Annotated in this window: 13 protein-coding genes; 11 read left to right on the forward strand and 2 right to left on the reverse strand. The window is 68.8% G+C overall.

From position 1 onward, the window contains the following. The first annotated feature begins 2 nt into the window (after window positions 1-2). The 3 genes from AB3M34_RS03790 to AB3M34_RS03800 all read left to right on the forward strand — a co-directional run bounded on the left by AB3M34_RS03790 (window position 3) and on the right by AB3M34_RS03800 (window position 3513). Window positions 3-1856, forward strand: coding sequence for an ABC transporter permease subunit (locus tag AB3M34_RS03790; protein ID WP_370617752.1), 1854 nt, complete (start codon window positions 3-5; stop codon window positions 1854-1856). A 5-nt stretch (window positions 1857-1861) separates the two neighbouring features. After that, on the forward strand, window positions 1862-2593 hold the full coding sequence (locus AB3M34_RS03795; protein WP_370617753.1) for an ABC transporter ATP-binding protein: 732 nt from the start codon (window positions 1862-1864) through the stop codon (window positions 2591-2593). Window positions 2594-2673: 80 nt separating this feature from the next. Then, complete coding sequence (locus AB3M34_RS03800) at window positions 2674-3513, forward strand: FadR/GntR family transcriptional regulator (RefSeq protein ID WP_370617754.1); 840 nt, start codon at window positions 2674-2676, stop codon at window positions 3511-3513. Here AB3M34_RS03800 and AB3M34_RS03805 read toward each other — a convergent pair. Together AB3M34_RS03805 and AB3M34_RS03810 are read right to left on the reverse strand one after the other, a co-directional pair. Beyond that, complete coding sequence (locus tag AB3M34_RS03805; protein WP_370617755.1) at window positions 3500-4288, reverse strand: enoyl-CoA hydratase/isomerase family protein; 789 nt, start codon at window positions 4286-4288, stop codon at window positions 3500-3502. The two genes, AB3M34_RS03800 and AB3M34_RS03805, sit on opposite strands and share 14 nt — an antisense overlap. After that, on the reverse strand, window positions 4285-5220 hold the full coding sequence (locus AB3M34_RS03810; RefSeq protein WP_370617756.1) for an LLM class flavin-dependent oxidoreductase: 936 nt from the start codon (window positions 5218-5220) through the stop codon (window positions 4285-4287). The genes AB3M34_RS03805 and AB3M34_RS03810 overlap by 4 nt, the downstream gene beginning before the upstream one ends. Before the next feature lie 90 nt (window positions 5221-5310). On the opposite strand from AB3M34_RS03810, the gene AB3M34_RS03815 reads away from it, so the two are divergent. Genes AB3M34_RS03815 through AB3M34_RS03850 form a run of 8 tightly spaced genes read left to right on the forward strand, consistent with a single transcriptional unit; the run spans window position 5311 to window position 13564 of the window. After that, a complete protein-coding gene (locus AB3M34_RS03815; protein WP_370617757.1) occupies window positions 5311-6453 on the forward strand; it encodes an acyl-CoA dehydrogenase family protein in 1143 nt (380 codons plus the stop codon). Then, window positions 6450-7433 (forward strand): acyl-CoA dehydrogenase family protein, encoded by a 984-nt coding sequence (locus tag AB3M34_RS03820; RefSeq protein WP_370617758.1) that lies wholly within the window; start codon window positions 6450-6452, stop codon window positions 7431-7433. The genes AB3M34_RS03815 and AB3M34_RS03820 overlap by 4 nt, the downstream gene beginning before the upstream one ends. Window positions 7434-7493: 60 nt before the next feature. Then, window positions 7494-8030, forward strand: coding sequence for a nuclear transport factor 2 family protein (locus tag AB3M34_RS03825; protein ID WP_370617759.1), 537 nt, complete (start codon window positions 7494-7496; stop codon window positions 8028-8030). A 7-nt stretch (window positions 8031-8037) separates the two neighbouring features. Continuing rightward, window positions 8038-8667, forward strand: coding sequence for a PaaI family thioesterase (locus AB3M34_RS03830; protein ID WP_370617760.1), 630 nt, complete (start codon window positions 8038-8040; stop codon window positions 8665-8667). Continuing rightward, a complete protein-coding gene (locus tag AB3M34_RS03835; protein ID WP_370617761.1) occupies window positions 8664-9656 on the forward strand; it encodes a TIGR03619 family F420-dependent LLM class oxidoreductase in 993 nt (330 codons plus the stop codon). Before AB3M34_RS03830 ends, AB3M34_RS03835 begins: the two co-directional genes overlap by 4 nt. A gap of 21 nt (window positions 9657-9677) precedes the next feature. Continuing rightward, on the forward strand, window positions 9678-10736 hold the full coding sequence (locus AB3M34_RS03840; protein WP_370617762.1) for an acyl-CoA dehydrogenase family protein: 1059 nt from the start codon (window positions 9678-9680) through the stop codon (window positions 10734-10736). After that, window positions 10736-11899: an acyl-CoA dehydrogenase family protein gene (locus AB3M34_RS03845; RefSeq protein ID WP_370617763.1), complete on the forward strand. Its 1164-nt coding sequence runs from the start codon at window positions 10736-10738 to the stop codon at window positions 11897-11899. Before AB3M34_RS03840 ends, AB3M34_RS03845 begins: the two co-directional genes overlap by 1 nt. Window positions 11900-11935: 36 nt before the next feature. Then, window positions 11936-13564 (forward strand): AMP-binding protein, encoded by a 1629-nt coding sequence (locus tag AB3M34_RS03850; protein ID WP_370617764.1) that lies wholly within the window; start codon window positions 11936-11938, stop codon window positions 13562-13564. Window position 13565 lies beyond the last annotated feature (1 nt).

Genomic DNA, 13565 nt, shown 5'->3' on the forward strand with positions numbered 1-13565 from the left:
CCATGCTCGGCAAGCTTCGGACCCTCACGGTCAGCACGCCCTTCGTCGCTGTGCTCGTGTTCATCCTCGTGATCGAGCTGCCACTGTTCGGACTGGATCTCTACTGGCAGCGCCAGGTGATGCTGATCGCGGTCTACACGCTCGTCTGCAGCGGACTGAACCTCAGCTTCGGCTATGCCGGTGAGCTGGCGCTGGGACAGGTTGCGGTGTTCGCGGCGGGCGCCTACGTGGCCGCCATCTTGTACAACGAGGGCTACACCGACATCCTGCTCGCGATCGGGGCCGCGGTCGTGGTCGCGGCCATCGCGGGGCTGGTGTCGGGCATCCCCGGTCTGCGCCTGAGCCACTGGTCGCTGGCGCTGGTGTCGTTCTTCTTCATCCTGCTGATCCCCAGCATGGTCTCGATCTTCCACGGTGTCACCGGTGGCAGCGCGGGGCTCCCCGGCATCATCGGACCGACGTTGTTCGGGCGAGTGCTGTACGGGCCGGAGTTCTTCCAGGTGACGATCGCTCTGACGTTCATCTGGATGATCATCTTCCGGAACATGGTGGTGTCGCGCTTCGGCACGATCTTGCGAGTGCTGTCAGCCAGCCCGACTCTGACGGAGACGCTCGGTGGGTCGGTCTACCGGCTGCGAGTCCAGGCGTACGTCATCGGTGCACTGCCGGCGGGCATCGCCGGGGTCTTCTACACCTACATGGCAGGGTTCATCAGCCCCGACTCGTTCACGATGACGCTGACGATCGCCCTGCTCGCCGCCACCGTCCTCGGCGGGGCCGACAGCGTCTGGGGCGCGCCGGTCGGCGCAGCGATCCTCGTGCTCGGACCGTTGCAGGCCGCATCGTTCGAGCGCTACTCAGTCGCGGCGTACGGCGTGTTCCTCATCGTGGTCGGGATCGCGCTGTCGGCAGGTCTCGCCGGCATCGCTCGCCGGGTGATCACGAAGGTCGATCGCCGATACCTCGCCCGCCCGTCTCAGATCGAGAGCGTCGAGGAGGAGGCGAGCCACGCGGCACTCTCGATCCCAGGGCAGAGACTCGAGATTCGCGGGGTGACCAAGGCGTTCGCTGGTCTCAAGGCGCTCAGCGGCGTGGACCTGACTGTGGAACCGGGCACCATCACCGCGATCATCGGCGCGAACGGGGCTGGCAAGACGACCCTGCTCAACGCCGTGTCGGGCGTGCTGCACCCTGACGCGGGAACGATCAAGCTCGACGACGTCGAGCTCGTCGGGCTCAAGGCCAACAAGGTCGCACGCCTCGGCGTCGGCCGTACGTTCCAGACGCCGCTCATCCCCAAGCGCATGACGGTCCTGGAGGTGGTCGAGACCGGCAGGCTCCGCCACGGTGGCCTCAACCTGATCGCAGCGATCCTGCGCCTGCCGGTCCACTACCGGGTTCGCCGCAAGGATCGCGAGGCCGCACTCGCAGCCTTGTCGTTCGCGGGCCTGGCCCACCTCGCGAACGAGGACGCGCAGTCGCTCCCGCTGGGCACGCGCCGGCTCCTCGAGGTCGTGCGTGCGGTCGCTGGTGAGCCGCACGTCCTGCTGCTGGACGAGCCGGCAGCCGGCCTGGACGACGAAGGACTGCGTGAGCTCGACCTCTTGATGCGTCGCACGCGCGACTCAGGTGGCACGGTCGTCCTGGTCGAGCACAACGTGCCGTTCGTGATGGAGACCGCCGACCAGGTCTTCGCGATGGAGCTCGGCACGGTCATCGCTTCTGGTCCGCCAGAGGTCGTACGTCGTGATCGGCGGGTCATCGACAGCTACCTCGGGCGTCGCGGTGAGCCCGCCGCAGACGTCGTGTCGACTGTCGAGCCGAGCGCGGACGTCAACGAGACGGGAGTCAGATGATGACGGTGGACAACCATGGAGCTGCTCTCGAGCTCGAGGTCGACAGCGTGAGCGTGGCGTACGGCGACCTCGTCGCCGTGTGGGACGCGTCGCTGAAGCTTCGGGCGGGCAGCATCACCGCGCTCGTCGGGCGCAACGGCGCAGGCAAGACGACGCTGATCTCGGGAGTGTGCGGACTCCTCCCTCTGCGCTCCGGCAGCGTGCGGCTGCTCGGGGAGGACGTGACCGAGACTCCTCCGTGGGGGCGGGTTCCCCGGGGCATGTCGGTGGTTCAGGAGGGCAAGCGGGTCTTCCGCGATCTCACCGTGCGCGAGAACCTGCTCCTCGGGCTCCGGGGCAACCGGTTGAAGCGTGCGCAGCTCGACAGCGCGCTGACGGAGCTGTACGACCGGTTCCCGATCCTGGGGGAGCGCCGTGACCAGCGGGCAGCCGACCTCTCAGGTGGTCAGCAGCAGATGCTGGCGATCGGGACCGCGCTGGCGTCGCGGCCGAAGGTGCTGCTCGTCGACGAACCGTCGTCGGGCCTCGCCCCGGTCTTCGTCGACGTGGTGTTCGAGTGCCTGGAGCGGCTGCGCGACGAGGGTATGGCGATCCTGCTCGTCGAGCAGCTGGTCGAAGAGGTGCTGGGCGGCATCGCCGACGAGGTGATCGTTCTCGAACGCGGCCGAGTCACGCTCCGTGACGCAGCTGCCAACCTGTCGGTGGAAGACGTGGCGCGAGGCATCTACTCGTCGTGACGACGTCGCCAGGCGCTAGTGTCGGTGACCGAGCAAGAGTGCGTACGAGGCGGGCTCCGCGGCCGCCGGAGAGGAAACCCATGGCTGGCAACGGGCGCGAGCCCACGGTGGCGCGCCCCATGCCCCAGCCCCAGCGGCTCAACACCCCGAGCGTCGCGGAGGCGGTGGCGTCACAGCTGCGATCGCGGATCCTCGACGGTGACCTCGTGGACGGGTCCGAGCTGCCGCCGGAGGCGGCGCTGCTGGAGCAGTTCCCGGTCAGCCGGCCGAGCCTGCGTGAGGCCTTTCGCATCCTGGAGACCGAGGGACTGATCACGGTCCGTCGGGGCAAGCGCGGCGGCATCCTCATCACTCATCCGCAGCCTGCCGGCGCCGCGTACCATGTCGGCCTGCTGCTGCACTCGCGTCACACCTCGCTCACCGACCTGGCCGAGGCCCGCAACCTCGTCGAGCCCTTGACGGCCGAGCATGCCGCCCGCCGGCGAAACCATCGCAAGATCGGTCGTGAGCTGAGCGCTCTGACCCGGGAGGCTGAGGAGCAGCTGGAGGACGGCCTCAAGTTCACCGAGCTCTCGACCCAGTTCCACCACCACCTGGTCATGTCGGCAGGCAACGAGACCCTGCAGATCCTGGTCGGCGTCATCGAGGGTCTGTGGAACACCCAAGAGCTCACCTGGGCGGCTTCGGCCGTCGTCGAGGGCCAGTACCCGGCGATCGCGCTGCGACGCGAGGTCGTCCGCGCTCATCTACGCATCAGCGACGCTATCGAGCAGGGCGATGCAGGCGAGGCTCTGAGACTGACCCGAGCCCACCTCAAGGCGACATCGCGGTTCGTCGCGTCGTCCGGTGGTGAGGTGCGCGTTCTCGACGAGCACGGCGGACGGCGGCAGGTCCCGGTCCGGACCGTCACTCGCGGCTGAAGACCGGCTTGGTCCGATCGACGAAGGCATCGATGCCGATGCGGACGTCGGGCCCTTCCATGTGCGCGGTGAGCAGGGTCTTCTCGAGATCGAGGCCCGCCGCGAGTGGACCTGCGTCAAGCCCACCCCTGATCGCCTGCTTCATCGCGGCTATCGAGGCTGGGCTGCGCTCGGCGAGGGTGCGGGCCATGTCGAGGCTGGTCGAGAGCACCTGGTCTGCAGGGACGACCGCATTGACCATGCCTGAGGCGCGGGCGAGCTCCGGATCGACCGGCTCGCCGCTGAACAGCATCCAGGCGGCCAACCGCGTCCCGACCATCCTCGGGAGCCGCTGGGACGCACCTCCACTCGGCATCAGGCCCCAGATCGAATGTCCGTCGCCGTAGTGCGCGTCGTCCGCGAGGACGACGAGGTCGCACGCCAGCGTCAGCTCGAACCCACCGGCCACCGCCACACCGTGGACGGCGGCGATAGACGGCACCGGGCACTCCGCCAACCGGTCCAGCGCCCGTCGCCAGAGGTCGGCGTGGGCGCTGAGGTCGTCCGGATCGTCGACGCGGGCGCGACCGGCGACGAGGTCCGCGCCGGCGCTGAAGGCGCGGCCAGAGCCCCGAACGACCAACGACCTGATGGAGCGATCCTTCTCGACCTGTACGACAGCGGCCTCGATGTCGTGCAGCATCTGCGTGTCGATGGCGTTCAGCTTGTCGGGCCGGTTGAGGACGAGCTGGGCGACGGGGCCGTCGGAGTCGAGGTAGGCGTGCGAACGAGTCATGAAGCGGCCACCTTCGGCAGGACCTCTGAGATCAGGGTCTGCATGACGCGTCGACGGTCGACAGGGCCGGTGGCGGCGACCTGCAGGACGATCGTCTCTGCGCCTGCTCCGGTGAACTCGGCGATACGGGAGCAGACGTCGTCGGAGGAGCCGAGCAGGAGGTACTGAGCTGCGAGCGGTGCAAAGTCTTGTTGATAGGTGCGACTGACGGTTGCGGTGCCTGTCTGTCGTGCCCAGACCGCGTCGTCGTCGACGCAGACGAACGCGAAGAGCGCACCACGTATCGAGGCGGGATCGCGTCCCACCTCTTCTGCCTGTCGCCTCGCCGTCACCAGGCCCTCCGCGAGCCGGTCGGGCGTGACCATGTACGGCATCCAGACTTGCGCGAAGCGACCGGCGCGACGCAGGGCGCCATCGCCCCGGCCGCCGAGCCAGATCGGTGGACCTCCGTCCTGGACGGGAGGCGGATCGAGGGCGACGTCGTCGAGGACGGTGTACTCGCCGTCGTAGGAGACTCGCTCGCCGGTGAACAGCCGCTGGAGGACGTCGAGCGACTCGTCGAGCTTGCGGAACCTCGTCACGGGGTCCACCCCGACGGCCGCGAACTCCGCCTCGTACTCTCCGCCGGCGCCGACGCCGAGATCGAAGCGTCCGCCCGAGACGAGATCGAGGGTCGCCGCGAGTTTGGCGGCCAGCGCTGCTGGATAGAGGGGAAGCAGGCTCACGCTGCTGAGGAGCCGAATCCGTGTCGTCGCAGCGGCAGCCGCTGCGAGCTGCACGTACGGGTTCGGGGCACCGCCGTGGTGGAACACGTGCTCGCCCACGGCCACCAGGTCGAAGCCCGCGGCCTCGGCCTGCCTCGCCTCCGTCACCACGAGTCTCGGATCGCTCAGTGTCAGACCGATCGCCATGCCGATCTCCCGTCTGCTCATGGACGCGTCGTCGAAGTTCGGGCAGAGGTTTGCCTGAACCATCCCGGCTGATATAAATGATCTATATCATAAGCGAACGAGGGAGTGGATGTGGATCTCGACCTGGGTGACCCCGCCGATGCGCTTCGTGCCCGCCTGCGCGAGCTGCTGACAGAGCTGCTCCCGGATGACTGGGCGGGGCCGTTCAGCGACGATCCCGAGGTTCGGCGTGTCGTCCGCTCCGTGCTGGACCGGCTCGCCGCGGAGCGCCTGCTCACCATCGACTGGCCCGTCGAGTACGGGGGCGCTGCCGCATCGGTGTGGGAGTCCACGGTGCTCCGCGAGGAGATGTGGGCCCACCTCGAGCCCCGCGGCCCGCAGTACATGGGGTTGAGCTGGGTCGGTCCGACCCTCATGGCGTTCGGCACCGAAGCGCAGAAGCGGACGCACCTCCCGCCGATCGCGGCCGGGAGACGGATCTGGTGCCAGGGGTTCAGTGAGCCCGAGTCGGGGAGCGACCTCGGGTCGCTGTCGTTGCCCGCGACGGCTGACGATGACGGCTGGGTCGTCAACGGTCAGAAGATCTGGACGTCGTACGCACCGATCGCGGACTGGTGCTTTCTCGCTGCCCGGACGAGCCATGACGGCCGCTCGAAGAACCGCGGGGTCACCATCTTCCTGTTGCCGATGGACCGCGCGGGCATCAGTGTCCGCCCGATCGCCTCGATGATGGGGGAGCAGCATCTCAACGAAGTCTTCTTCGACGAGGTTCGTGCGACGCCTGCCGACGTGCTCGGCGAGGTCGACGAAGGCTGGCAGGTGATCAAGTACGTCCTCAACCACGAACGCGTCGGCATCCCGAGGTACGCGCGAGACGAGCGCCTTCTCGCGGAGCTCGCCGAGACCACCCGCGACGCGGACCCGGCCTCGCGTGCCGACTTCGCCCGCGCGCTGGTGCATGCACGAACCGCGAGGCTTCTGAACCACCGTGCCATCGCGCTGCGGGAGCAGGGCGGGTTGACCGACCGTGCAGCGTCAGGCGCGCGGATCGCGTCGATCCAGCTCGACCAGGAGGTCGCCGGCCTGGTTCTCGACATCCTCGGCCCAGCAGGGCTGCGGCCAGCCTCCGGCGGGTTGCTCTCGCACGCTGAGGACGTCTACCGCTACGCGCGTTCGGCCACGATCGCGTCCGGAACCATCGAGATCCAGCGGATGCTGGTGGCTCGCTCGCTGATGCAGGAGGCGAAGCAGTGAAACGTACGTGGGCATCGGAGGCGCGCGATCTCCAGAGCGCCGTACGGGCGTCGCTGGCCGGACTCGGTGGCGTGGAGCTTGCTCGTGCCGCAGAGGAGAAGGCGGCAGTGCGGGTCGAGCAGCTGCGACCTGCGCTGGAGTCGCTCGGGATCCTCGACCTAGATCCGTGGGGTGAGGAGGTGGAGTCGTCGGCGGCCGTGCTGGCGGTACGCGCGTGCGGGGAGGTGGTCGCGCCCTATCCGGTCGCTCGTGTCCTGTCGGTGCCGGCTGCGATGCGTTCCGACGTCGACGCCCTCTACGTCGTCGATGGAGACACAGGTTTCCTGGAGCACGCGGACCTGTTCGACCACGCCATCGCGGTAGACGCGAACGGAGGGGGAGTGCGTCGTGCTTCCGCCACCTCGGCTGCCGTACGCGCCCCGCTCGACCCCTTCGGAACAGCCGTGGCCCTCGCGTCCGGCGACGGAGCTGGTGGGGTTGCCGTGACCGAGTCGGCGGTCCTGATGTCGTACGTGCTCGATGCCTTCTGGGTCGCGGGTGCGCTGCAGACGGTCGCGACCGACGCCGCCCGCTATGCCACCCAGCGCCGCCAGTTCGGGAAGGCGATCGCCACGTTCGGCGAGATCCGCTGGCGGCTCGCGGACATCGCCGTCGCCGTCGACGGCCTCGACGAGATGGCCACGTTCACGTGGTTCCAAGTGCGGCGGGACCGCGCGAGCGTCGCTGACGCCCTCGCTGTGCGGCTGGCGATGCTGGAGGCCGCGGGGAGCGTGCTGCGGAACGCGCACCAGGTCTTCGGCGCGATCGGGCTGTGCGAGGAGCACGACCTGACGGTGGTCGACCGGCACCTGACACCGACGCTGATCCGACCATTCGGGCAGGGCAGGACCCTTGCCCTGCTCGTCGAGGCGATCGACCGCTCCGGCTTCAGTGGGACCTTCGACGTAGCGTCGCGAGACGGTTCTATTCCAACCATCTAGTTGGTAGGGTACGCAGCAGCCGAAGCGCTGACGGCGCGTTCCTTGACAGGCAGGTTGGCCATGGAAGACGAACTTGAGCAGCTGCGACGTGAGGTGGGGCAGCTGCGTGACCATGAAGAGATCCGACAGCTGCTCTTCCGCTACGCGAGAGGTGTCGACCGGGCCGATCTCGATCTCATCCGCTCGGTGTACGTCGCGGGTGGCACCGACCACCACGGTCCGTTCGACGGCCCGGGTCGCGAGTTCGCGCAGGTCGTGGTCGACGGAGCGAAGGCGGTCTGGGACCACGTCGGCAACCACCACATCACCAACCACTACATCGAGCTCGACGGCGACCGTGCTCGCGCCGAGGTCTACTTCCTTGCCTGCCATCCTCACGCCGACAACGGCCATCCCGAGCTGGCCGTCATGTCGGGCCGCTATCTCGACGAGCTCGAGCGTCGTGAGGGCGTCTGGGGAATCCTGCGACGTACCGTCGTCTCGGACTGGACGCGCAACCACTTCGGTGGTCCCGAGTGGGAGAAGACGACCGAGCGCGGGGGCTACCCAGGTGGCCGGCGCGGTGATTCTGACCCCTCGTACGAGTTCTTCGGGTGACGCCGGCGTGAACGACGACAACCGGATCGCAGTGCTGAGCCCCCACTGGAAGAGCTGGGCGGAGACGGCCATCCAGCAGATGGCGCCGGGGTGGCGCGAGATGACCGCCAGTCTGGGCAGACTTCAGGACGCGCTCGCCAGCGCGGTTCCGCCCGAGGACGTGGTCGCCGAGGCGACGGCGCTGATGGAGCGAGCGCGCGCACTGCTCGAGCCGTACGAGGTGTCCGGAAGCGAGCAGATCTTCGGTCGCCTCCTCACCTCCGCGACCAGGGGTCAGACCTTCAGCCCACCGTTGTGGGTCGACCGGTTCGAGGACGACGAGCTTGCGGCCACGACGAGGTTCGGCAGGTTCCATGCCGGGAACAACGGCGTCGTGCACGGTGGTGCCATTGCCTTGATGTTCGACGACGCCCTCGGTGTCACCTCGGACCTCGGCGGGCGTGAGCGCTCTCGTACGGCGTCCTTGACGGTGGACTTCCGCAGCCTGACGCCGCTGGACCGCGTGCTCGACGTCCGTGTCCGGCTCGCGCACCAGGAAGGCCGCAAGCGCACGCTGCGGGGGACCCTCAGCGACGGAGACCGGGTGTGCGCCGAAGCGACGGGACTGTTCATCGAGCTGCGACCGGACCAGCGATGAGCGCCTTCGCGGATGTCTCGCGGCGACCGCAGCTGAGCGTATCGGTCCGCAACTACGCGTCATCGGCGCCGGACGACTGGCGGCACGTGCTGGATCAGGCGCGCGCCGCCGACGATGCGGGCGTCGACCGCATCTACGTCAGCGACCACGTCGTCTTCGGCAGTGACCTGGGCGACTACTCCGATCCCAGGCGTGGGGGGCGAGCCGGCGGCGCACAGCCGACGGGCCCGGACGGCGAGTGGATGGAGGCGCTCACCGTCGTCTCGGCCATGGCTGCCGTGACCTCGCGCGTCCGGATCGGCACCAACGTGCTGGTCGCGCCGCTGCGTCCGCCCGTGCTGCTCGCCAAGATGGCGGCCACGATCGACGCGATGTCGCACGGTCGGTTCGAGCTCGGCGTGGGGATCGGGTGGCAGGAGGCGGAGTACGCGGCGCTCGGCGTCGACTACGTGAGGCGAGGCAGCATCCTCGACGAGCAGCTGGCGGTCTGTCGAGAGCTGTGGACAGCTCCGGTCGCGAGCTTCGCGGGCCAGCACGTGAGCTTCGAGGGCATCCACATGATGCCGAAGCCGACGCGCGCGGGCGGTGTGCCGGTGTGGCTCGGCGGCAGCGTGAAGCCGTTCGTCGCGCGCCGTCTCGCCCAGTACGCGGACGGCTGGATCCCGTGGGGTGTGCCTGCAGAGGACTATGCGTCGCACCTGAGTGAGATGCGAGCGCTCGTCGAGGCCGAGGGGGGCGATTTCGACCGGCTCCAGGTCGCCTACGCGTTGCCGCCGCGGTTCACCGACGACCGCAAGATCGACCACGACGCGCTCTTCGCCGATGTGGCGAGCCTGGCCGCCGTCGGTGTCAGCGACTTCAGGACTGGTCTGCGGGTGCCGCCGAGCTACGAGGCTGCGCACGCGATGTTCGCTGGGCTGGTGTCGACGTTCGAGCAGGCACTCGCGCCCACAGGGGTCGCGACGGACCAACCCTTGTCAACCAACTAGACAGTTGGGTATACAGATACCATGATCGAGGCCGCCGAGTCTCGGCACGACGAGGGAGTCGGCGTGGACTTTGAGCTCTCCGCGGAACAGCGCGACATCGTCGCCGCGTTCGAGAAAGCGCTCGGCCGTGAGTCCTCGAGTGCGCGGGTGCGAGCCGCGGAGAAGGCCGGGTTCGATCCCGAGCTCTGGTCGGTGCTCGTCGGAATGGGTGCGCTCGGGCTGGCGGAGGCCGTCGGAGAGGGTGGTTCGAGCGGTTTGCTCGATCTGGTCCTCGTCGCCGAGCGACTCGGAAGTCACTTGGCCAGTGTGCCGCTGACTGAGGCTGCCGTCGCCACGCTGACGATCGCAGAGGCCAGCCGTCTGGGGACGAGGCCCGAGCGCACGTCGGGCGTCGCGGGGATGGTGACCTTCAGCCCGCGGCCCGTCCGCGGCGAGACCGCGTACGCAGTGAAGGGCGCAGCGGCAGCCGACGGTCTCGTCGTGCTCGACGGCGACGAGCTCGTCCTGGCGCGAGGCGCTGTCGTGGAACCCGTCGAAGACCTCGGGTTCACCGGTGCAGCGACCTGGCACCTCGGCGGCGACGCGGTCGAGATGCGGGTGCTGGCCCGCGGAGACGGCGCGGCCCACGCCTGGCGTCACGGTGTCGCCCGTTGGTACGCGATGACCGCTGCTGAGTGCGTGGGAGTCGCCGAGCGGTCCCTGAAGATCGCCGTCGACTACGCGATCGTGCGCGAGCAGTTCGGCGTCCCGATCGGTTCGTTCCAGGCGATCCAGCACGCGTTGGCCGAGGTGGCACTGGAGGTCGACGGAGCCCGGTTGCTGACCCGTGCGGCCGCGTGGCGGCACGACGAAGGCGTCTCGGACTGGACGACCTCGGCGACGGCGGCGTTCGCGAACGCCGCGGAGGTCGCCGTACGGACGGCGGAGGTCTGCTTGCACGTGCACGGCGGCTATGGCTACACGCTCGAGTACGACCCGCAGCTCTACCTGCGGCGCGCGAAGGGGTTGTCCCTGCATGGCGGCGATCCTGAAACGCTGTGGGCGTCGGTCGGCGCGGCGGCCCTGGCAGGGGTGGCGTGATGCACTTCGGAACCGACACACGCGCAGATCGGCTGCGCGCCGAGGCGCGGGACTTCGTCGCTGGGCACCTCACACCGGCGGTCAAGGCGCGTGTCGCCGAGTCCGGCAACTACCACGACGACGAGTTCCATCAGGCGATGGCCGAGCGCGGATGGGTGGGTGCTCACTGGGCGCGGGAGGAGGGTGGCCAGGCGTGGCCCCGCGCGCTCAGCGACGTCGTCTACGAGGAGCTGGCAGCCGCTGGCGCGCCGGTCGAGGGCCTTGCGATCACACAGATCATCGGTGAGGCGATCCGACGAGTCGGGACTCCCGAGCAGAGAGCCGCGTTCCTGCGGCCGATCTGCCGGGGCGAGATCGTGCTTGCGCTCGGCTACAGCGAGCCAGGTGCAGGTTCGGACCTCGCGTCGGTACGAACCCGCGCCGTCCGTGACGGAGACCAGTGGGTCGTGAACGGCCAGAAGATCTTCACGACGATGGGCAGCGCCGCCGACTACGTCTTCCTCCTGGCGCGGACCGACCCGGACGCGCCGAAGCATGCCGGCCTGACCTTGTTCCTCGTGCCGACCGACTCGCCCGGCTTCTCCGCTTCACCGATCTTCACGCTCAGCGGACAGCGAACGAACGTGACGTACTACTCCGACCTCCGCATCGACGACTCTGCCCGGCTCGGGGACGAGGGTCAGGGTTGGGAGATCGTCAACGTCGCTCTCGCCTTCGAACGCGGAGGCGAGTTCGCCGCGCAGCTACGCCGCCTCGTGACCGCGGGCGTGCAGTGGGCCCGCGACGCGGGACGGTCTGACGATCCCAGCGTTCTGGCCCGACTCGGGCGCGCGGCGACGTCGTCGGAGGTCGCCCGGCTCCTCGGTGCGTACGCGTCGTGGTCGCGACAGTCGGTGGAGGCCGGCGCGGTCGAGGGGACCATCGCCAAGGTCTACGGCACGGAGGCTCTCCAGCGCGCGAGCGGATCCCTGCTCGACGCAGCGGGGGTCGACGGTCTCGCGAACCCAGACAGCACTCGTGAGTCTGCGGCCGCTGCGCTGCAGCACCTCTACCGCGAGTCGCAGATCGCCACGATCTACGGCGGCACCTCCGAGGTGCTCAAGACCGTGATCGCCCAGCAACGCCTGGGACTACCCCGCCCGCCACGGACGTCGTCGCGCTGACGGACCGATCGGCCCCATCTCGCAGGAGGATTCACCATGGTTTCGCCCGAGCTCGAGAACATCGCGACCGTCTGGGAGACGATCGCCGCACACCTGCCCGACGCGTTGGCCCAAGCGCATGGCGACCGGACGTTCACGTGGTCCGAGTTCGAGACCCGCGCGAACGGCGTCGCACGCACGCTGCTCGACAGCAGTGCGAGCCATGACGACCGCGTCGCGCTCTATCTCCGCAACAGCCCCGAGTACCTGGAGGTCCAGCACGCGGCCTTCAAGATCGGCATCCCGGCGATCAATACCAACTACCGCTATCGCGACGAGGAGCTGCAGTACCTGTTCGAGGACGCCGACGTGACGTCGGTGGTCTTTCACGGCGCCTTCACGGAGACGATGGCGGCGCTGCGAGGGCGGCTGGGCAAGGTCCGTCAGTACCTCCACGTCGACGACGGCACCGAGGAGTGTCCCCCGTGGGCGGTCCCCTACGAGCAGGCGGCTGCGGCCGATGCGGGGCAGGTCCGGTCGTCGTGGGGTCGCTCGGGTGCCGACTTGTTCCTCCTCTACACCGGCGGGACGACCGGCATGCCGAAGGGTGTCATGTGGCGGGTGATCGACATGCTCCGGCAGATCAACGACGTCGCGGGCATCTCGTTCGACCTCGATGACCTCGAGGCGAGTATCCGGCGCACGCTCGTCGAGCCCGGTCCGGTCCACATCTCGTGCAGCCCGATGATGCACGGCAGTGGCTGGTTCGGCGCGACGATGGCCATGCACAAGGGCGGTGCTGTGGCGTCGTTGGTCTCGCCCACGTTGGATCCCGTGGAGCTGCTCGACACGATCGACCGGCACCGAGTGCAGAGTCTCACCATCGCCGGCGAGGTCTTCGCGCGACGGATCCTCGCCACGCGCGCGGAGGATCCCGACCGCTGGGACGTGTCCTCGGTCCGTCACCTCCTCTCCTCGGGAGGCATGCTCAGCGAGGCGAGCAAGGAAGGCCTGCTCGAGCTCTGGCCGGAGGCGGCGATCCTTGACGGATTCTCGTCGTCAGAGGGCTTCGGCATGGGATGGTCGATGGCGACCAAGGGCAACATCCCGCCAACCGGTCGGTTCAGCCCGGGGGCGAACACGACGGTGCTCGACGATGACGGCGTGGCGGTCGAGCCCGGTTCCTCCGTCGTGGGGACGCTCGTCGTCACCGGACGGCTGCCGCTGGGCTACTACAAGGACCCGGAGAAGACCCAGCGGACGTTCCCCCTCGTCAACGGCGAGCGCGCATCTGTGCCCGGTGACCGCGCCATCGTGCTCGAGGACGGCACGATCCAGCTGATGGGCCGCGACTCGCTGTGCATCACGTCAGGTGGGGAGAAGATCTTCACCGAGGAGGTCGAGGGAGTCATTCTCGACCACGAGAGCGTCGCCGACGTCCTGGTGATCGGGCTTCCGGATCCGGAATGGGGGCAGACGGTGGCGGCGGTCGTCAGCCTTGATCCCGACGCCCCCGTGGCTGGCCTCGACGACCTGATCAGCCATGTGAAGCATCGCCTGGCGAGCTACAAGGCACCGCGGCACATCGCGATCGTGGAGACGGTGCCGCGCGGTCCGAACGGCAAGGCGGTCTACGCGGAGGCGCGCCGGATCGCAGAGGAGTCCCGGCAGGTGGCGCCGGCGTAGG

The organism is Mumia sp. Pv4-285, from assembly GCF_041320275.1.
GTDB classification, from domain to species: Bacteria; Actinomycetota; Actinomycetes; order Propionibacteriales; family Nocardioidaceae; genus Mumia; species Mumia qirimensis.

What these genes read in the sequence shown, in the direction of transcription:
- AB3M34_RS03790 (WP_370617752.1), top strand. Translation starts at nt 3, where the DNA reads ATGCTCGGCAAGCTTCGGACCCTCACGGTCAGCACGCCCTTCGTCGCT.
- AB3M34_RS03845 (WP_370617763.1), top strand. Translation starts at nt 10,736, where the DNA reads ATGCACTTCGGAACCGACACACGCGCAGATCGGCTGCGCGCCGAGGCG.
- AB3M34_RS03850 (WP_370617764.1), top strand. Translation starts at nt 11,936, where the DNA reads ATGGTTTCGCCCGAGCTCGAGAACATCGCGACCGTCTGGGAGACGATC.
- AB3M34_RS03825 (WP_370617759.1), top strand. Translation starts at nt 7,494, where the DNA reads ATGGAAGACGAACTTGAGCAGCTGCGACGTGAGGTGGGGCAGCTGCGT.
- AB3M34_RS03800 (WP_370617754.1), top strand. Translation starts at nt 2,674, where the DNA reads ATGGCTGGCAACGGGCGCGAGCCCACGGTGGCGCGCCCCATGCCCCAG.
- AB3M34_RS03810 (WP_370617756.1), bottom strand. Translation starts at nt 5,220, where the DNA reads ATGAGCAGACGGGAGATCGGCATGGCGATCGGTCTGACACTGAGCGAT.
- AB3M34_RS03805 (WP_370617755.1), bottom strand. Translation starts at nt 4,288, where the DNA reads ATGACTCGTTCGCACGCCTACCTCGACTCCGACGGCCCCGTCGCCCAG.
- AB3M34_RS03840 (WP_370617762.1), top strand. Translation starts at nt 9,678, where the DNA reads ATGATCGAGGCCGCCGAGTCTCGGCACGACGAGGGAGTCGGCGTGGAC.
- AB3M34_RS03835 (WP_370617761.1), top strand. Translation starts at nt 8,664, where the DNA reads ATGAGCGCCTTCGCGGATGTCTCGCGGCGACCGCAGCTGAGCGTATCG.